Here is a 24,437-nt window from a genome sequence, read left to right as displayed (position 1 = left end):
GTCCGTGAGCGGGTCGGTTGACTCGGCCTCTGGTTGTGGCAGGGCTCTGAGGGTAGAATTAGTCATGGCGTATCACCTCTGTTGATTGAGATTCTTCGCGGGAATCAATCAGCAGGATACGCCACCTTCTCTATCTCCCCCATACACCAGAAATCACCATAACTCACGTTATTGAGCTCTTTGGCGAGTTCTAGCAGGCTGAGTTTGCGACGTGCTACTTTCTCGTTGGTGGTCATACGGTGACTCCAGATAACACGGTAGGGGTACCGTTTTGTTATCCGGTTTGAAGCCGTATGACCACTCCCTTTTGTGGGCAACTGTCAGGTGAATACCATCTCCATACAAAATGTATCTTTAATTCTGGTGTGCCGATCTATTACATCCACGTTTATTCCGCTCTGGCTGGTGCAATAATGCTTGCTTGGGCGGCACTTGTGCCAGCAGGTTACTGGCTGTGGCGGACCGGGATGCTGGGTGCCAGTGCAAGGGTGAGTCTCAGCATGTCCTTGTGCTGGATGCCGTGTTCAATCAGAGGCTCAGGGTAGTGGATAAGGAAATGGTCTTTGAGCACGGCATCGACGCGAAAGCCGTGGCGCTGGTAATAGGTGAGCTGATGGCCAAAGCTGCCGGTTCCGAGTTCGACGCGGCGCACGCCCTTCTCGGCAAGGCTACCCAGCACAAAGCGCAGCAGGCCAGAACCTATGCCTCTCTGCTGGTGTCCGGGGGCTACGGCGATATTGAAGATCTCGACAATCTGCTCCCCGATAAGGTTGGCCACGCAGGCTCCCACAATCTCATCGCCCTCGCTGGCGGCAAAGCCCAGAGCGCCGGGCAGGTAGGCGGCGATGCGCTGCTCGGACGGGTCTGCTTCCAGCAGCAGTGTCAGCGGCAATCGGTCGGGAGCGATCTCGATAAACGTCACCTTCATCTCATCCTGTTCTCTTGGCAATGGGCGTAGCCGACCCCGAGGGGCGTGTCATTCAATACTCAAGAAACGTCTCGCCGCAGCGTTCGCAGATCAGATGCCGCACATGGGTGGCCTGATAGGCGAGGGTCTGGCCGAATACCGCATTGGTGAGGGTGCTGGCGCGAAAGGCTTGCCAGAAGGCTTTACGCGGTTCTTTGGGCATCACATCCTGACTGTGGTCGCGCGCCACCAGCACCACTATATGGCGGGTACGCTCTCTGCATTTGTCACAGCGATGGATTTCGCTCTGCGCTTGCTGTTCCCTTTGTTGCTGCGGCTCGTGTTGGGTTGTCATGATGGGCACTCTCCTGCTGATGGAGCGCCCATTATATCCCTCTCCACTTGGCTCTCATAGCCCCATGCGGAGTTTTGCAATCGGGAGTGGGATCACCCTGACCTGCGACCTGGGCCAGTCAGGAGACTGCGTCCTATCTCTGTTTGTCAGCCAGGGACACTGGTATCGCTGCGCCGTTCCAGCGCCCGCTCCACGTAGAGATAGCCGATGCCCATCACCTGCTGGGCACGGCTGAGCGTGCCGACGCGCAGTTGGGTTGCATTGACCGCATCGCTGCAATCGAACGGATTGGCGCCGGTCTGACTGACGATCGTTTGCAGCCAGGTCTCACCAAAGCCGCAGCTGCGGCCATAGAGCCAGATGCGGTTGATGTTGAGGATATTGAGGAAGTTGTAGAGGCTCAGGCCAATGGCGCGGGCCCCTTCATCCACCAGGGCGCGGATCATGGTATCCCCCTGATGGTAGAGCGCGAGCAGCTGGGCCGTGTCGAGCTCCCCGTCCACCAACGCCGGGTTGTCGGCACTGGCTTGCTGCTTGAGAAACACCCGGGCCCGTTTTTTGATGGCAAACAGGGAGGCGACCGTCTCCAGGCAGCCATAGCGGCCGCAGGCACAGGCGCTGCCGTCCGGATTGATGATGGTGTGGCCTATCTGGCCGCTGCCAAACAGGGTGCCCCGGTAGATCTGGCTGTTGATGATAAAGGCCGACCCGATGCCGTAATCGACGTTGATGACGCAAAAATCCCCGCCGCTTTCCTGGCCCTGCCACTTCTGGGCCAGCGCCAGCATGATGCAGTCGTTATCCACCATCACCTCGCAGCCGAGGCGCTCCTCCAGCAGGTACTTGAGCTCGACCGGCGCGTGCCAGGGGGCCTGCGGCATGGTTTGGGAGACCCCGGTCGCCGGGTTGACCTGACCGTGCACCGCCAATGCCAGCCGGATAGCCAACCCCTTGTGGCGGCGCTTGTGCTGGTAGTAGTGTGCTTCAATCAGGCGCAGCAGCTCATCGGGGGTCTGCGGCGCTATCTTCTGGCCACAGAACTCACCCAGCGGGGTGATCAGGTTATCCACCAATATGCTTTCCAGGCTGGTGGGGCTGATGTTGAAACAGAGAATCGCCCCCTTGCCGCTGGCGATGCGGTAGCTGCCCCCATTGATGCCACGCAAGGAGAGGTTTTGTTCGCTGTGGCTGATGGCGCCGTCGGCCACCAGCTCGTCGAGGATCTTGCTGACCGCCGGGATGGAGAGCTCGCAGTGGCGGGCCAGGGTGGACTTGCTCGCCTCCTTGAGTTGGTAGAGCAATGCCAGCAACACCTGCTTGTTGTGGTGGCGTACCTTCTGGTTGTTCAAGCCGATGATCATCAGTTCACTAAACTCCGCTTACTGTATTGCGTGATCTTTAAGCGAAAATCGCTGCAGTCACCATTCTAAACTGGCCTCATCGAAACGTTTACTAATAAATGTTGAATGAGGCGAGATTGATGAAAGCTGATGTAAAAGTCTGGGTAGAGACCATCTCACTGCCGACCTACGAGGTGGGTGCCGAAGATCCCAACCCCATGTTTCTCGAGAAGCGGGTCTATCAGGGCTCCTCGGGGGCCGTCTATCCCTACGGCGTGATCGACACCCTCACCGGTCAGAAGCAGATGAAGTCCTATCAGGCGGTCTGGCTGGAGAACGACTTTATCAAGGTGATGCTGCTGCCGGAGCTGGGTGGCCGCATCCACCGTGCCTACGACAAGGTGATGCAGCGGGATTTTGTCTATTACAACGAGGTGATAAAGCCGGCGCTGGTGGGGCTGGTAGGGCCCTGGATCTCCGGTGGTATCGAGTTCAACTGGCCGCAGCACCACAGGCCCACCACCTTTATGCCGGTGGATTTCACCATTGCGGAGCAGGAAGGCGGCGCCAAGACCGTCTGGCTGGGCGAGGTGGAGCCGATGCGCGGTCTGCAGGTGATGGCGGGCTTTACCCTCTATCCGGACAAGGCGCTCATCGAGATCACCGGCAAGGTGTTCAATGGCAACGACACGCCGCGCCACTTCCTCTGGTGGTCCAACCCGGCGGTGAAAGGGGGCGATGCCCACCAGAGCGTCTTCCCGCCCGATGTGACCGCCGTCTATGACCACGGCAAGCGCGACGTCAGTGCCTTCCCCATCGCCCGTGGCACCTACTACAAGGTGGACTACTCCGCTGGCGTCGATATCTCCCGCTACCGCAACATCCCGGTGCCCACCTCCTACATGGCGGACAAGTCCGATTACGACTTCGTCGGCGCCTACTGCCATGACGAGCAGGGCGGCCTGTTGCATGTGGCAGATCACCATGTTTCGCCGGGCAAGAAACAGTGGAGCTGGGGCAACTGCGACTTCGGTCTGGCCTGGGATCGCAACCTGACCGACCACAACGGCCCCTACATCGAGCTGATGACCGGGGTTTACACCGACAACCAGCCCGACTTTACCTGGCTGGATGCGGGGGAGGAGAAGGTGTTTGTGCAGAACTTCCTGCCCTACAACACCCTGGGCACCCTGCAAAATGCCAATACCCGCGCCGCCATCAAGCTGGAGCGCAGCGACGACGGCCTGCTCTGCGGTGCCTACGCGATCGCGCCGCTGAGCCAGGCCCGTTTCGAAGTGAGTGACGAGAGTGGCGTGCTGTTCACCCAGACGCTGGATCTGCAACCGGGTCAGGCCTGGCTTGAGCCGTTCGCCATCACCAGCGAGGGACGTTTGCAGGTACGCCTGCTGGATGAGCAGGGCCAGCCGATCCTGAGTTATCTCGAACACCTGCCTGCGGGCGAAGCCCTGCCGGATCCGGCCACGGCACCGGAGCCGGCCGTCAATCTCGACTCAATCGACGAGCTCTATTTCATCGGTCAGCATCTTGAGCAGTATCTGCACGCCAGCCGCTCGCCTTTTGATTACTACCTGCGGGCGCTTGAACTCGATGGTGGCGACTACCGCTGCAACCTGGCACTGGCGACGCTGGAGTACAACCGCGCCAACTATGAGCCGGCGCTGGCCTACGTCAATCAGGCGCTGACCCGTGCCCATCGCCTCAACAAGAACCCCCAGTGTGGCAAGGCCAGCTTGCTGCGCGGCCACATTGAGGAGCGCCTGGGGCAGTTCGATGCTGCCTTCGATGACTTTTACAAGGCGACCTGGAGCGGTAACTGCCGCGACAGCGGCTTCCTCGGACTAGCCCGTATCGCCATGGTACGTCGTGACCCCCTGCAAGCGTTGCCCTTTGTCGAGAAGAGCCTCGCGGTCAACGGTACCCACTATGGCGCCATCGCTCTCAAAGGGTTAGCGCTGGTGGAGTCCGGTCAGCGGGCGGCGGCCCTCGCCTATATCGACGAGCAGCGAGTCCGTTATCCGCTCCACTATCAGCTGGCCTTCCTGCGCTGGCTGGCAAGCGAGCAGCCGACCGATCTCGAGGCGCTGCGCACCCTGTGTAACGGGCGTGGGGTGAACCTCTGTTTCCTGGCGAGCAATCTGCTGGCGCTGGGTCGCCCCGAGTTGGCGCAGCAACTGCTCTCGCTGCTGCCAGTGGAAGAGACCCTGCCGCTGTTGTTCCAGGCCGCTCAGTTGCCCGAAGGTGAGGCGCAGTATGCCCTGCTGGCACGGGCCGAGCAGGCATTTGGCCGCAAGGTGCGCTTCCCCAATACCCTGGGCGAGGTGGCCATGCTGGCGCAACTGCCCCACAGCTGGTTTGCCAGCTACCTGCTGGGCTGCTTCCACTACAGCAAGCGCAGCTACCCGCAAGCCATCGCCCTGTGGCAGCAGGTGTGCGAGCAGGCACCCGAATTTGCCCCTGCCTGGCGCAACCTTGGCATCTATCACTTCAACAAGAGCGGCGATCCGGTGGCGGCCGAGCAGTGTCTGAGCCGGGCCTTTGCCCTCAAGCCGGATGATGCCCGCCTCTTGTTCGAACTGGATCAGCTGCACAAGCGCTGCACCATGGCACCCAACGAGCGGTTGGCGCTGCTGGAGGCACACCGTGAGGTGGTCCTCAAGCGCGACGATCTGACCGCCGAACTGCTCGGCCTCTATCACATCACCGGCCAGCTGGAGGCGGCGGCAGAGATCTTGCGGCTGCGCGAATTCCACCCCTGGGAGGGGGGCGAGGGCAAGGTGACCGGTCAGTACCTCATCAACCAGCAGCGCCAGGCGCTGGTGCTGATGGCCCAGGGACGCCATGAGCAAGCCATACCGCTGCTGCAACAGGCTCTGTGCTACCCCCTCAATCTGGGGGAGGGGCGTCTGGTGGGGCAAACCGACAACGATATCCACTACCTGCTGGCGCTCTGTCACCTCGCCTGTGACAACCAGAGTCTGGCGGCCCAGTGCCTGCAACTGGCCTGCCTTGGTCAGGGGTCGCTGGGTGCCAGTCGCTACTACAACGATCAGCCGGTCGATTACCTCTTCTATCAGGGCATGGCGCTGGCGCGTCTGGGTCGCGCTCCGGAGGCCCATCGTCTGTTTGAGGGGATGGTCGCCTGGGCCGAACAGGCGATGGGTGAGCGGGTCGAGGCGGACTTCTTCGCCGTGTCGTTACCGGACCTCATCGTGCTCGACGATGACCCGCAGCACAAACATCGCCAGCACTGTCTGTTGGTCAGGGCGCTCGGCCTGTTGGGGCTGGATCAGCGGGATGGCTGTGAACAGACCTTGCGAGAGCTGCTCACCCTCAACCCGGCCCATGACAAGGGGCACCTCTTTGCCCTGATCTGCCACGAGCTGTCACTCCACTCATAACACCCATAACAAAAATCGGCGCCCCGCCACGGTAAGGGGCGCCACTGCACCCTACAATCGACAAGATGATAAGGATGAGTCATGGAACGCACGAAAAATCAATTGGATACGAATGGGCTCAATATGAGCTACATCTGGATGATCTGCCTGGTGGCTGCCTGCGGTGGCCTGCTGTTTGGCTATGACTGGGTGGTGATTGGCGGGGCCAAGCCCTTCTATGAGGCCTACTTCGCCATTACGGATCCGGCCCAGTCCGGCTGGGCCATGAGCTCGGCGCTGGTGGGTTGCGTGCTGGGGGCTGCCATCTCCGGCTGGTCTGCCGACCGCTTCGGTCGCAAGAAGCCACTGATCCTGGCCGCCATCCTCTTCACCATCTCGGCCTGGGGTACCGCTACGGCCAGTAACTTCGATCTGTTCGTGATCTATCGCATCATCGGCGGTATCGGCATTGGTCTGGCCTCTGCCCTTTCGCCCATGTACATCGCCGAGATAAGCCCGGCCGAAAAGCGGGGCAAGTTCGTGGCCATCAACCAGCTCACCATCGTTATCGGGGTGCTGGCAGCCCAGCTGGTGAACCTGATGATCGCCGATCCCGTGGCCAGCAACGCGACCCAGGCCGATATTCTGGCCACCTGGAATGGCCAGTCCGGCTGGCGCTGGATGTTCGGTGCCGAACTGGTGCCGGCGCTGGCGTTTCTGGTATTGATGTTCTTCGTACCTGAGTCACCGCGCTGGTTGGCCAAAGATGGTCAGTATGAGAAAGCCTCCCGCATGCTTGGCAAGATTGGCGGTGATGATTATGCCAAACAGACCCTGGCCGATATCCGTCAGACCCTGGTGGGCGAGACTCACAAGGTGTCGCTGTCAGAGCTGGGCAAACCCTCGGTGCGGCCAATCCTCATCATCGGGATCGTGCTGGCGGTCTTCCAGCAGTGGTGCGGCATCAACGTCATCTTCAACTATGCGCAGGAGATCTTTGCCTCCGCCGGGTTTGACATCAACAGCACCCTCAAATCCATCGTCGCCACCGGTCTTATCAATCTGCTGTTTACCCTGATTGCGCTGCCCATGGTGGACAAGATCGGTCGCCGCAAGCTGATGCTGATTGGCTCGGCCGGTCTCACCATCATCTATGGCATGATGGCAGCTGCCTATGCCAGCGGTATGCTGGGGCTGCCGGTGTTGCTGCTGGTGCTGGCGGCGATCGCCATCTATGCCTTGACCCTGGCGCCGGTCACCTGGGTGCTGCTCTCCGAGATCTTCCCCAACCGGGTGCGCGGGCTGGCGATGTCAGCCGGTACGCTGGCGCTCTGGATTGCCTGTTTCATCCTGACCTACACCTTCCCGCTGCTCAACGCCGGGCTCGGCGCCGCAGGCAGCTTCCTGCTCTATGGCCTCATCTGTTTCGCCGGTCTCATCTTTATCTATCGCAAGGTGCCCGAGACCAAGGGGGTCACGCTGGAAGCGCTGGAAGCCCAGCTGGCTCAGGGCAGGGTCGAACTGACCCAAGCCAAGGCAAGCACCTCGGCATGACGGTATACACATTAAGCAACCCGCATCTTCGGATGCGGGTCTCTGCACAAGGGGCCTGTCTGCTGGGGCTGGACGATGATCAAGGGCGCCCGCTGCTGCGAGACACTGATCCGGCGCAGCCCTGGCATCCCGGACAGAGCGCCCTCTTTCCCATGTTGCCGCTGGCCAATCGGGTAGCGGGCAACCGGTTCGAACTGTGGGGAGAGGCGTGTTCGCTGCCCGCGAGCGAGCTCGATCCCGACTTTTTTTTGCATGGGGATGGCTGGTTGCAGCCCTGGCAGCGGGTGGCATTGACCGACAGCTCGGTGACCTTGCAGCTCACCAGCCAGCATGGCCCTTTTCACTATCTGGCGGAGATCGACTATCGGCTGCAGGGAGCAAGCCTGGTGGCGCGGATCAGCCTGACCCATCTGGGGGAAGTACCCTGCCTCTACGGCGCGGGATTCCACCCTTTCTTCTGGCGCGACGAGCAGACCCGAATACGCTTTCTGGCGAGCGGCGTCTGGCAGGAGGGGCCGGATCATCTGCCGACCGACTGGGCGAGCAGACTGGCGCCCCACCTCGATTTTCGCCAGTGGCAGCCGCCGCTAGGGTGGCTCAATCACTGTTATGGCGGCTGGCGTGGTCAGGCCGAGATCGATCATCCTGCCCGCCAGCAGCGCCTGCTGATTTCAAGCGAGTGCGCCTTCCTGATGCTCTATCAGCCCGATGACGCGAGTGGTTTCGTCTGTCTGGAGCCCCAGAGTCACGCTGCCAATGCCCACCACATGGCCGGTCACCCGGGCCTGCGCCTGCTCGGTCGCGGCGATCGCATGAGCATCGGCATGACCCTTAGCCAGCAACAGACACACGCAGCCCAATAACCTTGCCTGGCTCCCTTTAACGACAAGGATCCAGCAAGGGCCTCAGGAGATGAGCGGGAGACTTCGTGACCTCAGGCCGACGCCCGTTTTTGCAGATTGGGGGTGATGATATGGCGATTGGGGACGAGCTCGGGTTGCTGCATCCGGGTCAGCAGCCGCGTTGCGGCTTGTCTGCCAATTTCACGGGCCGGTGAGCTGACGAAGGTGAGGGCGGGGGAGGTGAGTTCCGCCTCTGCCACGTCGTCAAAGCCGAGCAGGGCCACCTGCTGGCCTATGTAGTTGTCCTTGCCCACGGTGCGCCCGCTTGCCTCCACCCCGTAAATGCCGCCGAGCGCCACCTCGGGATAGTGGCAGAGCACGGCGGTCACCTTGGGGTGCTGGTGCAGCAGCTGGGCTATGGTGTCGGCGGCGCTGCGCTGGGTGCGCTCGCATTCGAGTACCCACTCCGGTTTGAAGGGGAGGCCGTATTGCAGCAGGCTGGCGCAGTAGCCGCCGATGCGCTCGGCACGGGTGAGGGAGTCGGCCCGCCCGCCGACGTAGGCGATATGGCGGTGGCCCTGCTCGATAAGGTAGGTGGTGGCCTGCTGGGCGGCATGGGTGTTGTCGGGGCCGATAAAGTCCACGTCATCGCGATAGTAGGAGCGGGCGGCGCACACCACCGGCAGTTGTGAGCCCAGCAGGATCTCCAGGGTTTTGGCCGCTGCGCCGCGCACCGGATTGAAGATGATGCCCGCCACCCCTTGGCGTGACAGCGACTGTATGCTCTGCTGCAACCGCTCCGGGCTGTGGCCGCATTGGGTCAGAAACAGCAGGTAGCCCTGCTGCTCCAGCACCTCGCTCACCCCGGCGGTCACTTCGGTATAGAAGGGGTCGGTGATGTCGCGCAGGATCAGCCCCACCAGATTGGATTGCTGGCTGCGCAGGTTGGCGGCGGCGCTGTTGGGCACGTAATCAAGCTGCTTGATCGCCTGCTGCACCCGCTCGGCGGTGGCTGGCGAGATGCGCCCCTTGCCATTGAGCACCATAGAGACGGTCGTGACCGAGACCCCCGCCAGTTGGGCGACATCGGTGATCTTGACGTTTTTCGATGGTTGCAGTTTGGGTGACATAGGTTTGGACGGCATGGGTTGTGACGACATAGGGCGAGTGCTGCAGCCATGGGCAAAGAGACCGGAGAGCCACAGCATACCTCCTCGTATACCCAAGTGAAACGTTACATCACCGCTGCGCCGATCTGGCTCACAGATTTTGCACCACTCATCATTCGGGCCAGCCATTCTGTGATCCTGTCGGCACTTGTTGCTTGATAAAACGTTTTATCATCCAGCAAAACCTGATGCCAACCCGAGTCTCTGCCATGAGCAGCGGTGAGGGAAGCCGCAGACATTGCTGTTTATTCACAAGGAGCCGTTTCATGGCCAAGCCTCAAGCCAAATCCACGATATGGGAGTTCCTGCAGAGCCTCGGCAAGACCTTTATGTTGCCGGTCGCCCTGCTGGCCTTCTCGGGCATTTTGCTCGGTGTCGGCAGCTCGCTCACCAGCGATGCGGTCAAGCAGAGCATGCCCTTCCTCGACAATACCGTGCTGCAACTGCTGTTCCTCTGGATGACCAAGGTGGGGCTGGTGGCCTTTATCTACCTGCCGGTGATGTTCGCGGTGGCCATTCCACTGGGGCTGGCGCGGGAAGAGAAGGGGGTGGCGGCCTTTGCCGGTTTCGTCGGCTATGCGGCGCTCAACCTCTCCATCAACTTCTACCTGACGGTGGCCAACGTTATCGGTGACGCGGCGGCGGAGAAGGCCTACGGGGTGAAATCCATCCTCGGCATCAGCTCCATCGACACCGGCATTCTGGGGGCCATCATAGTCGGGGTGATCGTTGCCAAACTGCACGCCCGTTTTTACACCTACCGGATGCCAGATGCGCTCGCCTTCTTCGGCGGTGCCCGCTTCGTGCCCATCATCACTGTGCTGGTGCTGGGGGTGGTCGGCTTGGTAGTGCCTTTCGCCTGGCCCTGGTTTGCCGCTGGCATCAATGGTATCGGTGCGCTGATTTCCCACGCCGGTCCCTTCGGCCCCTTCCTGTTCGGTACCGGTGAGCGTCTGCTGCTGCCGCTCGGCCTGCACCACATTCTGGTGGCGCTCATTCGCTTTACCGAAGCGGGCGGCACTCAACTGGTGTGCGGCAACGAGGTGAGCGGTGCGCTCAACATCTTCTACTCCGAGCTCGCCTGCGCCGACACCAACGGCTTCTCGGTCTCTGCCACCTCTTTCCTCTCTCAGGGCAAGATGCCTGCCTTCCTCGGCGGCCTGCCGGGTGCGGCGCTCGCCATGTATCACTGCGCGCGTCCGGAAAATCGCGGCAAGATCAAGGCGCTGCTGGTCTCCGGTGTGGTGGCCTGCGTCATCGGCGGCATCACAGAGCCGCTGGAGTTCCTGTTCCTGTTCGTGGCGCCGGTGCTCTACGTTATTCACGCCATCCTGACGGGTCTGGGCTTTATGACCATGGGGCTGCTCGGCGTCACCATCGGCAACACTGACGGCAACCTCATCGATTTTCTGGTGTTCGGCGTGCTGCAAGGCACTGCCACCAAGTGGTATCTGGTGCCGGCGGTGGCGGCCATTTGGTTTGCCATCTACTACAGCGTGTTCCGCTTCGCCATCGTGCGCTTTAACCTCAAGACTCCCGGCCGCGAAATCGAGACCAGCGAGGCAGCCCAGCCCGCAGGCAAGAAAGCTGGTAACAGCGGCTACAACGGTGAGGTGATCCTCAACGCGCTGGGCGGGGCTGATAACATCCTCGCGCTCGATAACTGCATCACTCGCCTGCGGATGTCGGTGCAGGACATGAGCCGGGTCGATGACAAGCTGTTGAAAGCGAACGGCGCCATCGGGGTGATCAAGCTCGACGAGCACAACCTGCAGGTGGTGATCGGCCCTCAGGTGCATCTGGTGAAAAACCAGCTGCAGAGCCTGATGAGGGGCTGAGCTGGTCAATAAAACCCGAATGGGGGGCGCAAGCCCCCTCTTTGCCTCTCATAATATGTCTCCTGTTTATGAATGGGGAAAATTCATGCGCGATACTTATGATTTTGACCGTGTGGTCGACCGCCACGGCACCTATTGCACCCAGTGGGACTATGTGGCCGACCGCTTTGGCCACGCCGACTTGCTCCCCTTTACCATCTCCGACATGGATTTCGAGACCGCCCCCTGTATTCGCCAGACCCTGGCCACCCGTCTCGAACACGGGGTATTTGGCTACAGCCGCTGGAATCACAGTGACTTCAAGGGGGCGGTGAGCGACTGGTTTGCCAACCGCTACGGGGCAACGCTCGACCCGGATACGCTGGTCTATGGCCCCTCGGTCATCTATGTGATTGCCCAGCTGGTGAGCTTCTGGTCGGCGCCGGGCGAAGGGGTGCTGGTGCATACCCCCGCCTACGACGCCTTCGGCAATATGCTGGCGGCCAATGACAGGGTGCTGCTGCCCTGCCCGCTCAAAAAAGAGCAGGGGAGTTACCAGATAGACTGGGCGTGCTTTGAGCAGCAAGCCGCCCGCCCCGATTGCCGGATTTTGCTGCTGTGCAGCCCCCACAACCCCACCGGCCGGGTCTGGACGCGCGATGAATTGAGTCGAATGGCTGCTATCTGCCAGCGCCACGGGGTCAAGGTCATTTCGGACGACATCCATATGGATGTGAGCTTTGCCCGCTACCTGCCGTGGAGCGAGGTGGCGGCGGATGATCACTGGGCACTGGTGAGTTCGGGCTCCAAATCTTTCAATATCCCCGCTCTTGGCGGCGCCTACGCCTTTATCGCCAACGCACAGGCGCGGGCCGCCTATCTGCAGCGGCTAAAGGCGGCCCATGGCCTGTCTTCGCCCCCCATTCTCGGGGTGCTGGCCCATATCAGCGCCTATCGGGACGGCGGTGAGTGGCTCGATGCCCTGAAAGCCTATCTGCACGGCAACCTCGCCCATATGGCGGCGCGGCTCAATGCCGCGTTCCCCGCCATCGACTATCGGGTGCCTGAAGGGACCTATCTCGCCTGGATTGATCTGCGCGGCCTTGGCATCGACACCACGGAACGGATGGATGCCCTGCAAACCTTGCTGGTGGAGAAATACCGGGTCGCCATCATGCGTGGCGACACCTATGGCCCCGAAGGCAAAGGCTATATCCGCCTCAACGTCGGCTGCCCGCGCTCAAAGGTCGATCAGGGGCTCGACGCCCTGATCGGCGCGCTGGGGGAGTTGCATGCCAGATAAAACAAGCCGCTCCGGGCGGCTTGTTTATTGCGAGGTCAGCTTTTTGGTATCGGGAGAGCTAGCCCGTCCGAGGATGGCATGGCTGCTAAACAGCACCTTGCCGCAGGCAAGGCAGGTGTGACGCCGTCGGTAATCACCGACGCAGGTAAGCGGGCTGAACAGTACCTTGCGGGAACCGCAGGCGTAGCAGCTGGCGTGCTCGTCATCCTCGGTGGCGCATTCGGGATGCAAGCTGAGGTACTTAGGCAGGGTGGGCAGCTTGTCCCAGTCGGGCTGAGCGACCGAATTGTTCTTGAGGATGATGGCGACGGTCACCAGGCCCGCCAGGGTGAGTAGTACGTCCGTCAATTCCATGAGCGTCAAGACTCCGTCCGTGATGGGCCGCAGGGCCCTGGGGTTGGCAGGTACAATATGGCTCCTATCTTATCTTGCTGCGGGCTGAGTGTGCTATCCCCGTAAAGGTAGCCTTTTGGCGCCGTCTGCCGGGGAGGCGATCATGAAGAACAGTTTGGAGGGCATCTCCTCTTCAGCGCCCTGGTCGATTCCCTGCCGATGGCCTGGCCGAGCCGCGTGAAAAAAATGTGCATAACCGGCAGATCTTGAGGCTGTCTGCGAGATAGTCGGACGACATCACCTCAATGAACTGATAATAGAAGGAAATGTTGAATTTAATGACATCGGGTCAGAATGATTTGGTGGGGTTTCATAAGGATCTGAAAGCTGTTTGCTAGATTGGTTTATGCATAATCAATCGTTTATTTAGTTGGACAATCTAGGTGGGATCGGTGTCCAATCAAAGGAGCAGGTTGGCCAACAGTGCCGTCAGCCAGTGTGTAACCCTATGATGTAAGGAGACATCCTGATGGAAAAACTTGACCAAGAGATCGACACCATGCGCCAGGAGTTTGAGTCACAAGGCCAGAAACAGGCCCACGACAAATGGCAAGCCAGGGTTGATGAACTGCAACGGGAACGGGATCGTTCAGAAGCGCCCCAGCCGGAAGCTGAAAAACACTAGCTCGCCGACGGCCACCTCGTGATGGCCATCGGTCAAGCAGACAATAAACACCCCCATAGCCTCAGAGGAGACTGGGGGTTTTTATTGGCCGGGAGATTGCACCCTTGCACTTGTTATGAAGCGCAGCCTGACAAACAAAGATGCTTGCAGGGAACAACAAGGACCATCAGTGATGGTCCTTGTTCGTTTAGGCAGTCATTGAAACCTGCGCAGGGGGCACGTCTTGGCAGCGGTTGCCGGCGCGGGCGACCCGGCCTTCTGCCAGCAGCTGGTAGTGGCCGGTAGCGGCGGGGACAAAGGCGGACTGGCCCTTCTCGAGGCGCAGTGTCTCGCCGCCCTGCTTGAGTGTGACTGTGCCATCGATAGCAAACAGGATCTCGGCGCTGGCGGTGGTGAGCGCATGCTCGCCTGCCGGATAGACGCTGAAGGTGAAGTCCGGTACGGGCACATCGAAGTGCTGCACAGTGTTGCCGGTCATGCCCTCACATCGGGGGGCCAGCAGGATCTGGTCATCTGGCTTGGGCTGGCAGCGGGTGCAATCCAGCAGCTCTGCCACGTCGATATATTTTGGGGTGAGACCGGCGCGCAGCACGTTGTCGGAGTTGGCCATGATCTCAAGACCCGTGCCGCGCACATAGGCGTGGGGGGTACAGGCATCGAGGAACATCGCCTGACCCGGCTTGAGGGTCACGACATTGAGCAAGAGCGGCGAGAAGAGCCCCACATCCCCCGGATATTGGGCGGCCAGACTGGTAATGAGCGCAAAGGTCTCTTCATCCTGATGGTCGGTGGCATAGGCCTGCAGGGCCGCCAGCGTGGCTTCCTTGCGTGCCCCAGTCAGGATCAGCAACTGGTGGAAGAAGTGCTGCAAACCACTTTCGTTCTGGTTGGTGGCAAGGGCCGCGACCAGATCGGCGATGGACGCCAGCTTGATCCGCTCGAACAGCGCCAGGATGGCGGGAATGGCACGAAAGCCGTTCATCGCCTGATAGGGGGTGAGGGCAAACACCAACTCCGGTTTGTGGTTGGGGTCTTTATAGTTGCGATTGCTCGCCTTGGGGTCGATGCCAGCGGCTTCCTCCCTGGCAAAACCGGCTTCGGCCTGGGCCTTGCTCGGGTGTACCTGGATGGAGAGGGCCTTCTCGGCGCACAGCACCTTGAACAGGAACGGCAGGCTGCCGAAGCAGGCCCGGGTGGCCTCGCCCAGCGCGGCGGCCGGAGCTGCGTCGATCACCACAGAGAGCTTCTGCACCCTGCCCGCCAGCGTCACCTCTGAGCAGCCGTTGGGATGGGCGCCCATCCACAACTCGGCCTGGGGTTTGCCCGTTGGATTGGGGATGCCAAACAGGGCGGTGAGGGCGTCATGGCTGCCCCAGTCGTAGTCTTGAATCGGATTTTGCATTAACAAAAAAGAAGGCAGGTCGCGACTGCTCATAAGGGACGCCTCATTTAGTTTGAAGAAAGTCGGGTGAAGAAAAGGGTGGCATTGCTGCTGTGGACCGGACTATAACATGGGCGGCCTTTACCGCCGCAACCGCTTGCCTCTCTCCTTTGATCAGGATCAGGGGGGAGGGCCGGTTTCAGCTAGCAGGTCAACGCTCCCCGCCTAGAACGGGTGTTCAGCGGCGAATACCTCAACCAGATTTGGGACAAGGGGCCGGGCTGCAAGGAGATAAGTGTGCTGACCGAAGATCCCGGCCGCTCCCCCACCGATGATTACCTGTTTCACGGCATCTGCCTCTATATCCGGGAAAATGTTCACCGCCCCATCCCCCACCGCTTTAACGTCTTGGCCAGCCATCTCTCCCATCTTTTTCGCGAGCAGTGTCCTATGCGATTGGCGGACTACCTCAGCCGGATACGGATCGATCGGGCCACATTCATGCTGAAACAGTGCCTCCTCCACCTCGCAGAGGTGGCGAGCCGTGGCGGTTACGGCGATGTGAACTGCTTTTGCCGGGCGTGCAAGAGAAAGGCCTGAACGAGCGCACCTGGTGCCACTCCCTGCGCCAGCCGCAGGGGCAGAGGGATAGCCTGGTGGTATGAGTCATGCCGCCGTCTGGGCCCGAGTACAGCAGGGGGGAATGGCGCCGAACGTAGGCCGGGGCGAGCTGGCTGGGCGCATTGTGATCCAGTGCGCGACTATGGTCTGACATACGTACTCGCCATTTTATTATGAAAATGAATGGGCTAAGATGGCCGCGCGCAACAAACAAGTTGATAACAAACGGAAGTTAGGAGATGCCGATGGAAAGCAAAGTAGTAATCCCGACCCAGGGTCAGAAAATCACAGTCGATGCCAACGGCAAGCTGCAGGTTCCCAACCATCCGATCATTCCGTTTATCGAAGGGGATGGCATCGGTGTGGACGTAACCCCGGCCATGTTGAATGTGGTGAATGCTGCGGTCGAGAAAGCCTACAAGGGCGAGCGCAAGATCGCCTGGATGGAGATCTACACCGGCGAGAAGTCGACTCATATCTATGGCGAAGGTGCCTGGCTGCCGGCCGAAACCCTGGATTTCATTCGTGAATATTGCGTGGCCATCAAGGGCCCGCTGACCACGCCGGTCGGCGGCGGTATTCGCTCCCTCAACGTGGCCCTGCGTCAGGAGCTGGATCTCTACATCTGCCTGCGCCCGGTCCGTTACTACGAAGGGACCCCGAGCCCGGTCAAACGTCCGGATCTGACTGACATGGTGATCTTCCGCGAGAACGCCGAAGACATCTACGCCGGTATCGAGTGGAAGGCGGACAGCGATGAAGCCAAGAAGGTGATCGCCTTCCTGCAAAACGAGATGGGCGTGAAGAAAATTCGCTTCCCCGAGTCTTGCGGCATTGGCATCAAGCCCATGTCCAAGGCCGGTACCGAGCGTCTGGTGCGTGCCGCCATCGAGTATGCCATCGACAACGATCGCGACTCCGTGACCCTGGTGCACAAGGGCAACATCATGAAGTTCACCGAAGGTGCCTTCAAGGATTGGGGCTATGCCCTGGCCCAGAAAGAGTACGATGCCCAGCTCATCGACGGCGGCCCCTGGTGCTCCTTCAAGAACCCGAAAACCGGCAAGACTATCGTGGTCAAGGACGTCATCGCCGACGCCTTCCTGCAACAGATACTGCTGCGTCCGGCCGAGTACGACGTCATCGCCTGTATGAACCTCAACGGTGACTATATCTCCGACGCCCTGGCTGCCCAGGTTGGCGGTATCGGCATCGCGCCGGGTGCCAACATCGGTGACGGCGTGGCCTTGTTCGAGGCAACCCACGGCACTGCACCGAAATACGCCGGTCAGGACAAGGTCAACCCGGGTTCGCTGATCCTCTCTGCCGAGATGATGCTGCGCCACATGGGCTGGGTCGAAGCGGCCGATCTCATCATCAAGGGAATGGAAGCCGCCATCGCCAACAAGACGGTCACCTATGACTTCGAGCGTCTGATGGAAGGCGCCACCCTGCGCTCCTGCTCCCAGTTTGCCCAGGACATGGTCGATCAGATGTAAGCGGTAAGACTGAAATGCAAAACCGGCGCCATGAGCGCCGGTTTTTTATGGGTGAAGAGCCAAGGGATTCATTGCGCCTGCTCTACGTGTTGCTGATAGCGCTGCTGCCATTTGCTGCTTTCGGCTTCGTCACCCTGGGTCTGCCAGAACTTGCAGATGGAGTTGGCGAGCTCGGATGCCATGGCGTGATCTCCATCGCGGCGACTCATCAGATATTGTCCCAGCCAGCTTTGATATTGTTTCATTGCCCGATCTCCTTATCTAAGGTGCCCTTGGGTGTTGCTCGTCTGGCAAAACAGCTTCTCGACCGCTGCCAGACCTGACTCAACCAGGTCACGGTTTGTCTGCGCACCTCTGTTCGTTGTTATCACCGGATTGGGTAGCGATCTCGCCGGATAACGGTGCGAACGGGTCGCAGATGTCAAAAAACGGACCCTATCCTATCACAAAATAACCAACTTGGGGGGGTTGGCAGCTGACGGCGGAGGCGTGGCGCGCTCATGTGCAAGGCACAGTGGGGGCCATCTTGCTGATCCATGAAGAGAAAAACCCGCCAGAGTGGCGGGTCTATCGGGTGAAAAAAGATCAAATTGGGGCGCTAGCCAGGTATGTTGCCATCTCTTCAGCGGGATCATCGCCGCTGGTGGCCCATACCAGATGGGTGGCGCTGAGCAACCGGCCCTTGAGAAGCGGTTTGAGTTGCATGGCGTGTGCGCACCTGCTGAAAACAAACGGCGATTACACACGCTTGCGGGGGGATACTCCTGCCCTTGCTGCCACAGTCATCACGGGTTGAACTCCCACGCTGTCTGGCTTGGATTCGGCGCTTTGTTTAGCCGACAGCCTCAACCAAACCGGTAGGAGCCCATATAGAGGCTGCCGCCATCCCAGCTGTCGTGCAGCTTGAGGGGCTTGTCCTGGCCGGCGGCGCCGAGCGCCACAAACAGCGGGCACAGGTGATCGTCGTGAGGATGGGATTCCACTGCCCCCGGCGCACGGGCTCTGTACTCTTCCAACGCAGCTCTGTCACCCTCGCTCATGGTCTGCTCCAGCCAGTTGACGAAGGCGCTTGCCCAGCCGGGTACGGGCGAGTTGTCAGGCCCGAGCGCCCGCAGGTTGTGGGTGATGGCGCCGGAGGCCAGTATGCCTATCCCCTGCTCGCGCAGGCTATGCAGTGCCTCACCCAGTTGCCACAGCTGGCTCGGGCTGAAACTGGCCGGGATGGCGATCTGCACCAGGGGGACGCGGCTGGCCGGATCCATCAGGGAGAGCGGCGACCAGACGCCGTGATCCAGCTCACGCCGTACCGGCGTTGCCGGCAAGCCCGCCAGCATCAGCTGATCGCTCACTGCCTCCTGCAGCCACTGAGGGCTCTGCGCTGGCCAGCGGATCTGGTAGAGCGGCTCCGGAAACCCGTAGAAGTCATACATGAGCGCCGGGCTGGGCTCGACGTTGATCTGTAGTTCGGCGCGGCTGAACCAGTGGGCCGAGATCACCACCAGCCCCTTGATGTCGCCAAGAGAGAGATTTTTCAGGAAGCGGGTTGCCGGCTGGTCGCGCAGAACCAGATCCGGGGCACCGTGAGAGATAAACCATACAGGGGCAATAGACATGACAAGACTCCATATACGCTGTGTCGGTACGCGCGGCGCACCAAAACCCGGGTCAGGGCAGCGCCACTGACGATGGACTCATTATCTGCCCCGGATTGGCGGTTAACAATCCAGTATCATGTATAAGCACTGTTCACTATGGGTTGATAGTTATGGCGAAAACCGGGGGATGGATTCCATAAATGACAAGGCCAGCGCATGGCGCTGGCCTTGTCTGATTATTTCATCATCAGGCTTGCTGAATACCCGGCCGCACCACATCGAAATCCGCGCGGGTACTTATGGGGGGGCGGCAATAGGCCTGCTTATTGAATGCCCAGCAGCTCAACGTCGAAGATGAGGACTGATCCCGGCGGTATCTTGCCGGCGGCCCGATCGCCATAGGCCAGATTGGCGGGGATGTAGAAGCGGGTCTTCTCCCCTTCCACCATCAACTGCACCCCTTCGGTCCAGCCCTTTATCACCTGATTGAGGCCAAACTCGATGGGCTCGCCACGGGCGACCGAGCTGTCGAAGACAGTGCCGTCCAGCAGCTTGCCCTCGTAGTGCACCTTCACCTTGCTGGTGGCGGTGGGGTGAACCGTGCCAGTGCCCGGGGTCAGCACTTCGTACTGCAGGCCGGAGGCCGTGGTGGTCACCAGGGGTTTGTCTTTGTTGCTGACGAGGAACTCGGCGCCCTTGCGCACATTTTCCACGGCTTGTTTTTTGCTATTGCTGCTCGAGTAGAAGTAGTAGACGACACCGGCAACCAGCAGCGCGATCAGAATGAATTTCATCAGGTTTTCCTTAAATGCAATGAAGGTGGCATCTTATCCCAGTCGGGGAGGGAGGGCGAGTCGGGACATAAGGAGGATGTGACGGGGCAGACAGACGACGAGGGGACCAGGATCTGGCCCCCTCGTCTCATGAGGGTGGATTACTTCACCGCCACCATCATCAGGGCGGGCAGGGCGAAGAAAAGGCCTGCCACATAACCCAGCGCCAGCAGCTTGTTCTCGCTGCCCACTCGTGCCAGCCCCTCGGCGGCCCGGATGGGTAACTCCCGCAGGAAGGGCACGCCATAGATGAGCACCACGGCTAACAGGTTGAACAGCACGTGCACCAGGGCGATGGTCAGCGCCAGCTTGGCGCCGGCGTCGCTGATGGCGGTGGCCGCCAGCAGTGCCGTGATGGTGGTGCCTATGTTGGCGCCCAGGGTGAAGGGGTAGAGCTGGCGGATGCTGAACATGCCGCTTCCCACCAGCGGTATGATCAGGCTGGTGGTGGTGGAGGAGGACTGCACCATGACGGTGACCAGGGTGCCGGAGGCGATGCCGGTCAGCGGGCCACGGCCCAGCGCTTTGTGCAGCAGATCCTTGGCACGCCCCACCAGCACTCGTTGCAGTACCTTACCGAGGTAGGTGACGCAGCCGAGGATCAGCAGTATGCCGATGATGATGGTGGCGATGGCGGCGCCCTTGCCTGGCAGGAAGGCGACCAGGCCGTCGATGAAGGTGAGGGCGGGGGAGATGAGGGGCTTCATGAAATCCATCCCTTTCATCGACATGTCGGCGGAGCCCACCAGCAGGGTGGCCAGGGCTTCGGCACTCTGTTGCAGCAGGCCGAACATCAGCTCCAGTGGCAAGAAGATGAACACCGCCAGCAGGTTGAAGAAGTCGTGGACGGTGGCGGCGGCGAAGGCGCGGCGAAACTCGGCCTTATCCCGGATATGGCCGATGGAAACGATGGTGTTGGTGATGGTGGTGCCAAGGTTGGCCCCCATCACCATGGGGATGGCCATGCCGATAGGCAGGCCACCCGCCACCAGACCGACGATCACCGAGGTGACAGTGCTGGAGGATTGCACCAGCGCCGTGGCCAGTATGCCAAGCAGCAGGGCAACGAAGGGGTTGCTGGCGAAGGCGAAGATCTGGGCCGCGCCCTCGGCGCCGCCGGAGAAGCTCTTGAAGCCGTGGGAGACGGCGCCAACGGCAACCAGAATGAGGTAGATCAGGGTGATCACAGCGAGCCAGTTGAACAGTGGGCCAGTACGACGGGTCTGCTGTTGTGCTAAAGATGGTGTGCTGTGCATGAAGCCTCTTGGGACAGTCTGCGTGAAAATGGACGGGCGCATTACACCAAGCCTCCATGACAGAAATATGACAAAGTGACACTTTTGTGATGGTTTGATGATGTGGCGGCAGGGAGCCGTTCGCGGGGGAAGAGGGGCGCAGCTATGCCCATGACGGACGACAGGTGTCGGAGCCGGGGCCAAGTTTGGCCGGCTTGGCGGCCCATGGGATCAGGGTCTTGCGCCTGTCCGCTCGCTGCGGGGCATGGCAGGCCAGCGCTGGCAGGGTGCAAAACAAGAAGGGGAGCCATGGCTCCCCTTCTTGTTTTTTTGCTGTGTGGCGCGGCCCCTTATTGGGAGTCGGCGGTCTCTTCGTACTGACGGAAGGGAATGCGGAACACGGCGAGGCGCAGGAACAGGTAGGTGGCACCCAGACCGGCCCAGATCAGGCCCAACTCAAGGGAACTCTGCTCCAGGTTGATCCAGAGCGCACCGATAGTGGCGGCGCCGAGCAGCGGCAGCAGCAGGTAGACTAGGTGATCCTTGATGCACTTGTTGCGCTTCTCGCGTACCCAGAACTGGCCTATGACCGACAGGTTGACGAAGGTGAAGGCCACCAGGGCACCGAAGTTCACCAGCGCCAGGGCGGTATCCAGATCGAATGACACGGCGGAGAGTGCCAGGCAACCCACCAGCAAGACGTTGATGGCCGGAGTGCGGTATTTCTGGTGTATGTAGCCAAACACCCGCTCCGGGATCATGCGATCACGCCCCATCACGTAGAGGATGCGGGAGACACCGGCGTGCGCCGCCATGCCGGAGGCCAGCACCGCAACCGTGGTGCACACCAGCACCACGCTCTGGAAGAAGGCGCCGCCGACGTAGAGGGCGATCTCGGGCAGCACGGCATCGGGATCCTTAAATCGGGTCAGATCCGGGAAGTAGAGCTGCAGGCAGTAGGAGACCACCACGAAGATAACGCCGCCGATGAGGGCGGTCAGCACGATGGCGCGCGGGATCACCTTGCCGGCGTTCGGGGTCTCTTCACTGAGTGAGCTCAGACCGTCGAAGCCGAGGAAGGAGAAGCAGAGGATGGTGGCGCCGGTAAACAGCGGCACCATGCTGGCGGATTCGAAGTGGAACGGCCGGCTGCTCATCAGGGTTGCTGCGCCTTCGCCGTGATAGATGCCCCAGCCCATCAGACCGATGAAGAGGATGATGATGGCCAGCTGGATCACCACGATCAAGCCATTGAAGTTGGCCACCAGGTTGATGCCACGCAGGTTGAGGAAGGTCATCACAGTCACCAGACCGAAGATGAAGATCCAGGGATCAACCCCCGGGAACATGGCTGTGAGGTAAATCTTGGCCAAGAGGATGTTGATCATCGGCATGAACATGTAGTCGAGCAGGGAAGACCAGCCCACCATGAAACCGACGTAGGGGTTGAACACCTTCTGGGCATAGGTATAGGCAGAGCCCGCAGAGGGGAACTTGCGCACCAGATGGCCGTAGCTGAACGCGGTCAGCAGGATGCCGCCCAGTGCCAGCAGATAGGCGGTGGCGACCCGGCCATCGGTGATGTCACCGACGATGGCGAAGGTGTCGAACACGGCCATGGGGGTAAGATAGGCCAGGCCCATCACCACCACCTGCCACATGCTGAGGGTTTTCTTCAGACGAACGGGTTGCTGCTGGCTCATTCAGGCTTCCTCCTTGCACGGGTGGCAGGAGGTGGAATGGCGTGAGGCCATGGGACCGGGTTCTCGCGTACTCACAACATCGGTATGCAAACCACAGACGTTGGTCGCGCGGCGACCAAAGCAGGTTCCGGTGGCGACCGGAGACAAAGCAAACAAGAGCCCCATGTTTTTTCCTCATTGCGGCATTAGGTTCATCTGAACCTTGATATCATTTCCGGAATGGTTCCGGCCTCGAGTGGTATTGATTTTTTTTCAAAATGAAAATAACCGATGTGGGATCACATCGGTTATGAAAGCGGCGGGATTTTGCCCCAGATGAGGGGGGAAGACAAGCCACTAAGGCCATTCCAGGCAAGAGAATTATCAATGACCTGGTTTATATCAATAAATGACGCCTAGTCCGGTGTGGGGGAGATGGACGCCAGCCCAGCCGTGGCAAGGTGTGTAGCTCAATAGGTCGGCAAGGATACGCGCCAGAAGGTGGTGCGCAAAAACAGATAAATTCCCCCTATGGCAGCCCAGATAAGGCCGAGGATAAGGGAGGTTTGTTCCAGATTGAACCAGAGAACCGCGACAGTCCCTGCCCCGCACAGGGGCAGCACCAGATATTGCAGGTGATCCTTAAGGGTTTTGTTGCGCCCCTGACGCACGTAATAGCAGGCGATCACCGACAGATTGACCACGGTAAAGGCCACCAGGGCGCCGAAGTTGATCAGGGCCAGGGCGATTTCCAGATCAAAGCTGATGGCCGACAGTGCCAGTATGCCCACCAGCAATATGTTGAACACCGGGGTCTGCCACTTGGGGTGGATGTAGCCGAAAGTGCGTTGGGGCAGCACCTTGTCCCGCCCCATCACGTAGAGGATGCGGGATACCCCGGCGTGGGAAGAGAGCCCCGACGCCAGCACGGCCACGCAGGCGCACACCAGCACCACGCTCTGGAACAGCTTGCCGCCCACATAGAGGGCGAGCTCCGGCAGCACGGCATCCGGCTCCTTGAAGCGGGAGGCATCCGGGAAGTAGAGCTGCAGGGCATAGGCCACTACCACGAAGATGAGGCCCCCCAGCAGCGCGGTCAGGAAGATGGCCTTGGGGATCACCTTGCCCGCCTCCGGCGTCTCTTCGCACAGGGCGCTCAGACTGTCAAAACCCAGGAAGGAGAAACAGAGGATGGTGGCGCCGGTCAGCAGCGGCAGCACCTCGGCGTTGGCGCTGTAGATGGGTTGCAGGCTGACGGCACCGACCCCTTCGCCCTGGGCTATGCCGTAGCCAATCAGGGTCAGGAACACCACTATGATGGCGATCTGGATCAGGATGATGATGCCATTGAGGTTGGCCACCAGATCGATGCCGCGCAGATTGATGAGGGTCATCAGGGCCGTCATGGCGCAGATGAAGATCCAGGGCTCGACGCCGGGAAACAGCGCACTCAGGTAGATCTTGGCCAGCAGCATGTTGATCATCGGCAGGAAGACATAGTCCAGCAGGGACGACCAGCCCACCATGAAGCCCACCACGGGGGAGAACTCCTTCTGGGCATAGGTGTAGGCCGAGCCCGCCGAGGGGTAGTGGCGCACCATCTGGCTGTAGCTGGTGGCGGTAAAGAGCACGCCGACCAGGGCCAGCAGGTAGGCGGTGGTGACATGACCGTGGGTGATGTCGGTGACGATGCCGAAGGTATCGAACACCACCATGGGGGTCATGTAGGCCAATCCCATGACCACCACTTGCCACAGGGTGAGGGTTTGCTTCAATCGAGCCGGGCGTGGAGCCATTGGCCTATCTCCTTGAATTCGGTGCAGGTTTCCCGCGCAGCGGGCAGGCGCAGGATCCGTGACAGGGGGGCCTCGGCCTTGGAGGGAGCCAA

The 24,437-nt window shown here is 60.4% G+C and carries 20 protein-coding genes and 1 pseudogene; 8 read left to right on the top strand and 13 right to left on the bottom strand.

Annotation, left to right across the window (positions count from 1 at the left end; translation table 11 throughout):
* Positions 1-104: 104 nt before the first annotated feature.
* The 4 genes from GWQ22_RS12025 to GWQ22_RS12010 form a co-directional block, all read right to left on the bottom strand.
* Positions 105-236, bottom strand: coding sequence for a hypothetical protein (locus GWQ22_RS12025; RefSeq protein ID WP_275930439.1), 132 nt, complete (start codon positions 234-236; stop codon positions 105-107).
* A 209-nt stretch (positions 237-445) separates the two neighbouring features.
* The gene (locus tag GWQ22_RS12020) at positions 446-922 is read right to left on the bottom strand and encodes a GNAT family N-acetyltransferase (RefSeq protein WP_275930438.1); all 477 of its coding nucleotides are present in this window, start codon (positions 920-922) and stop codon (positions 446-448) included.
* Between the two features lie 58 nt (positions 923-980).
* Positions 981-1,262 carry a hypothetical protein gene (locus GWQ22_RS12015; protein WP_275930436.1) on the bottom strand — a complete coding sequence of 94 codons (282 nt, stop codon included), beginning with the start codon at positions 1,260-1,262 and terminating at the stop codon, positions 981-983.
* A gap of 146 nt (positions 1,263-1,408) precedes the next feature.
* Positions 1,409-2,623 (bottom strand): ROK family transcriptional regulator, encoded by a 1,215-nt coding sequence (locus tag GWQ22_RS12010; protein WP_275930435.1) that lies wholly within the window; start codon positions 2,621-2,623, stop codon positions 1,409-1,411.
* 119 nt (positions 2,624-2,742) lie between these two features.
* Here GWQ22_RS12010 and GWQ22_RS12005 point away from each other — a divergent pair, with 119 nt between their 5' ends.
* The 3 genes from GWQ22_RS12005 to GWQ22_RS11995 all read left to right on the top strand — a co-directional run bounded on the left by GWQ22_RS12005 (position 2,743) and on the right by GWQ22_RS11995 (position 8,417).
* Entirely contained in the window at positions 2,743-6,021 is a 3,279-nt protein-coding gene (locus GWQ22_RS12005) for a DUF5107 domain-containing protein (RefSeq protein ID WP_275930434.1), read from the top strand.
* An 81-nt stretch (positions 6,022-6,102) separates the two neighbouring features.
* The gene (locus tag GWQ22_RS12000) at positions 6,103-7,554 is read left to right on the top strand and encodes a sugar porter family MFS transporter (protein ID WP_275930433.1); all 1,452 of its coding nucleotides are present in this window, start codon (positions 6,103-6,105) and stop codon (positions 7,552-7,554) included.
* Positions 7,551-8,417: an aldose 1-epimerase gene (locus GWQ22_RS11995; RefSeq protein WP_275930432.1), complete on the top strand. Its 867-nt coding sequence runs from the start codon at positions 7,551-7,553 to the stop codon at positions 8,415-8,417. The genes GWQ22_RS12000 and GWQ22_RS11995 overlap by 4 nt, the downstream gene beginning before the upstream one ends.
* Before the next feature lie 71 nt (positions 8,418-8,488).
* Here the strand turns inward: GWQ22_RS11995 and GWQ22_RS11990 are convergent, their stop codons facing one another.
* Positions 8,489-9,526: a Mal regulon transcriptional regulator MalI gene (locus GWQ22_RS11990; RefSeq protein WP_275930437.1), complete on the bottom strand. Its 1,038-nt coding sequence runs from the start codon at positions 9,524-9,526 to the stop codon at positions 8,489-8,491.
* A gap of 305 nt (positions 9,527-9,831) precedes the next feature.
* Between GWQ22_RS11990 and malX the strand changes: the two genes are divergently transcribed.
* Positions 9,832-11,403: a maltose/glucose-specific PTS transporter subunit IIBC gene (malX, locus tag GWQ22_RS11985; protein ID WP_275930431.1), complete on the top strand. Its 1,572-nt coding sequence runs from the start codon at positions 9,832-9,834 to the stop codon at positions 11,401-11,403.
* An 85-nt stretch (positions 11,404-11,488) separates the two neighbouring features.
* Positions 11,489-12,685 (top strand): MalY/PatB family protein, encoded by a 1,197-nt coding sequence (locus tag GWQ22_RS11980; protein ID WP_275930430.1) that lies wholly within the window; start codon positions 11,489-11,491, stop codon positions 12,683-12,685.
* Positions 12,686-12,709: 24 nt separating this feature from the next.
* Here GWQ22_RS11980 and GWQ22_RS11975 read toward each other — a convergent pair whose 3' ends face one another.
* Positions 12,710-13,039 carry a hypothetical protein gene (locus GWQ22_RS11975; RefSeq protein ID WP_275930429.1) on the bottom strand — a complete coding sequence of 110 codons (330 nt, stop codon included), beginning with the start codon at positions 13,037-13,039 and terminating at the stop codon, positions 12,710-12,712.
* Between the two features lie 508 nt (positions 13,040-13,547).
* Between GWQ22_RS11975 and GWQ22_RS11970 the strand changes: the two genes are divergently transcribed.
* Positions 13,548-13,703, top strand: coding sequence for a hypothetical protein (locus tag GWQ22_RS11970; protein WP_108535925.1), 156 nt, complete (start codon positions 13,548-13,550; stop codon positions 13,701-13,703).
* Between the two features lie 187 nt (positions 13,704-13,890).
* Here GWQ22_RS11970 and manA read toward each other — a convergent pair whose 3' ends face one another.
* On the bottom strand, positions 13,891-15,138 hold the full coding sequence (gene manA / locus GWQ22_RS11965) for a mannose-6-phosphate isomerase, class I (protein ID WP_275930428.1): 1,248 nt from the start codon (positions 15,136-15,138) through the stop codon (positions 13,891-13,893).
* 141 nt (positions 15,139-15,279) lie between these two features.
* Between manA and GWQ22_RS11960 the strand changes: the two are divergent.
* Together GWQ22_RS11960 and icd are read left to right on the top strand one after the other, a co-directional pair.
* Positions 15,280-15,749, top strand: a pseudogene (locus tag GWQ22_RS11960) (helix-turn-helix domain-containing protein); the annotation flags it as partial.
* Between the two features lie 201 nt (positions 15,750-15,950).
* The gene (gene icd, locus GWQ22_RS11955) at positions 15,951-17,204 is read left to right on the top strand and encodes an NADP-dependent isocitrate dehydrogenase (protein ID WP_005312750.1); all 1,254 of its coding nucleotides are present in this window, start codon (positions 15,951-15,953) and stop codon (positions 17,202-17,204) included.
* 68 nt (positions 17,205-17,272) lie between these two features.
* On the opposite strand, the gene GWQ22_RS11950 is transcribed toward icd, so the two are convergent.
* The 6 genes from GWQ22_RS11950 to GWQ22_RS11925 form a co-directional block, all read right to left on the bottom strand.
* Positions 17,273-17,449: a hypothetical protein gene (locus GWQ22_RS11950; protein ID WP_108537100.1), complete on the bottom strand. Its 177-nt coding sequence runs from the start codon at positions 17,447-17,449 to the stop codon at positions 17,273-17,275.
* A gap of 600 nt (positions 17,450-18,049) precedes the next feature.
* The gene (locus GWQ22_RS11945; protein ID WP_275930427.1) at positions 18,050-18,817 is read right to left on the bottom strand and encodes a class III extradiol ring-cleavage dioxygenase; all 768 of its coding nucleotides are present in this window, start codon (positions 18,815-18,817) and stop codon (positions 18,050-18,052) included.
* Between the two features lie 305 nt (positions 18,818-19,122).
* Positions 19,123-19,593: an FKBP-type peptidyl-prolyl cis-trans isomerase gene (locus GWQ22_RS11940; RefSeq protein ID WP_108537667.1), complete on the bottom strand. Its 471-nt coding sequence runs from the start codon at positions 19,591-19,593 to the stop codon at positions 19,123-19,125.
* 140 nt (positions 19,594-19,733) lie between these two features.
* Entirely contained in the window at positions 19,734-20,888 is a 1,155-nt protein-coding gene (locus GWQ22_RS11935) for a Na/Pi symporter (RefSeq protein WP_108537101.1), read from the bottom strand.
* A 329-nt stretch (positions 20,889-21,217) separates the two neighbouring features.
* Positions 21,218-22,570 carry an APC family permease gene (locus GWQ22_RS11930; RefSeq protein ID WP_042034027.1) on the bottom strand — a complete coding sequence of 451 codons (1,353 nt, stop codon included), beginning with the start codon at positions 22,568-22,570 and terminating at the stop codon, positions 21,218-21,220.
* A 449-nt stretch (positions 22,571-23,019) separates the two neighbouring features.
* Entirely contained in the window at positions 23,020-24,345 is a 1,326-nt protein-coding gene (locus tag GWQ22_RS11925; RefSeq protein ID WP_212514329.1) for an APC family permease, read from the bottom strand.
* Between the last annotated feature and the right edge of the window lie 92 nt (positions 24,346-24,437).

This window comes from Aeromonas sp. 1HA1 (assembly GCF_029237385.1).
Classification (GTDB): domain Bacteria; phylum Pseudomonadota; class Gammaproteobacteria; order Enterobacterales; family Aeromonadaceae; genus Aeromonas; species Aeromonas popoffii.
This window is presented reverse-complemented; position numbering and strand designations above follow the sequence as displayed.

Coding starts and splice junctions, on each gene's coding strand:
- GWQ22_RS12025 (WP_275930439.1), bottom strand. CDS start 236: ATGACCACCAACGAGAAAGTAGCACGTCGCAAACTCAGCCTGCTAGAA.
- GWQ22_RS12015 (WP_275930436.1), bottom strand. CDS start 1,262: ATGACAACCCAACACGAGCCGCAGCAACAAAGGGAACAGCAAGCGCAG.
- GWQ22_RS12010 (WP_275930435.1), bottom strand. CDS start 2,623: ATGATCATCGGCTTGAACAACCAGAAGGTACGCCACCACAACAAGCAG.
- GWQ22_RS12005 (WP_275930434.1), top strand. CDS start 2,743: ATGAAAGCTGATGTAAAAGTCTGGGTAGAGACCATCTCACTGCCGACC.
- GWQ22_RS12000 (WP_275930433.1), top strand. CDS start 6,103: ATGGAACGCACGAAAAATCAATTGGATACGAATGGGCTCAATATGAGC.
- GWQ22_RS11995 (WP_275930432.1), top strand. CDS start 7,551: ATGACGGTATACACATTAAGCAACCCGCATCTTCGGATGCGGGTCTCT.
- GWQ22_RS11990 (WP_275930437.1), bottom strand. CDS start 9,526: ATGTCACCCAAACTGCAACCATCGAAAAACGTCAAGATCACCGATGTC.
- malX (WP_275930431.1), top strand. CDS start 9,832: ATGGCCAAGCCTCAAGCCAAATCCACGATATGGGAGTTCCTGCAGAGC.
- GWQ22_RS11980 (WP_275930430.1), top strand. CDS start 11,489: ATGCGCGATACTTATGATTTTGACCGTGTGGTCGACCGCCACGGCACC.
- GWQ22_RS11975 (WP_275930429.1), bottom strand. CDS start 13,039: ATGGAATTGACGGACGTACTACTCACCCTGGCGGGCCTGGTGACCGTC.
- GWQ22_RS11970 (WP_108535925.1), top strand. CDS start 13,548: ATGGAAAAACTTGACCAAGAGATCGACACCATGCGCCAGGAGTTTGAG.
- manA (WP_275930428.1), bottom strand. CDS start 15,138: ATGAGCAGTCGCGACCTGCCTTCTTTTTTGTTAATGCAAAATCCGATT.
- icd (WP_005312750.1), top strand. CDS start 15,951: ATGGAAAGCAAAGTAGTAATCCCGACCCAGGGTCAGAAAATCACAGTC.
- GWQ22_RS11950 (WP_108537100.1), bottom strand. CDS start 17,449: ATGAAACAATATCAAAGCTGGCTGGGACAATATCTGATGAGTCGCCGC.
- GWQ22_RS11945 (WP_275930427.1), bottom strand. CDS start 18,817: ATGTCTATTGCCCCTGTATGGTTTATCTCTCACGGTGCCCCGGATCTG.
- GWQ22_RS11940 (WP_108537667.1), bottom strand. CDS start 19,593: ATGAAATTCATTCTGATCGCGCTGCTGGTTGCCGGTGTCGTCTACTAC.
- GWQ22_RS11935 (WP_108537101.1), bottom strand. CDS start 20,888: ATGCACAGCACACCATCTTTAGCACAACAGCAGACCCGTCGTACTGGC.
- GWQ22_RS11930 (WP_042034027.1), bottom strand. CDS start 22,570: ATGAGCCAGCAGCAACCCGTTCGTCTGAAGAAAACCCTCAGCATGTGG.
- GWQ22_RS11925 (WP_212514329.1), bottom strand. CDS start 24,345: ATGGCTCCACGCCCGGCTCGATTGAAGCAAACCCTCACCCTGTGGCAA.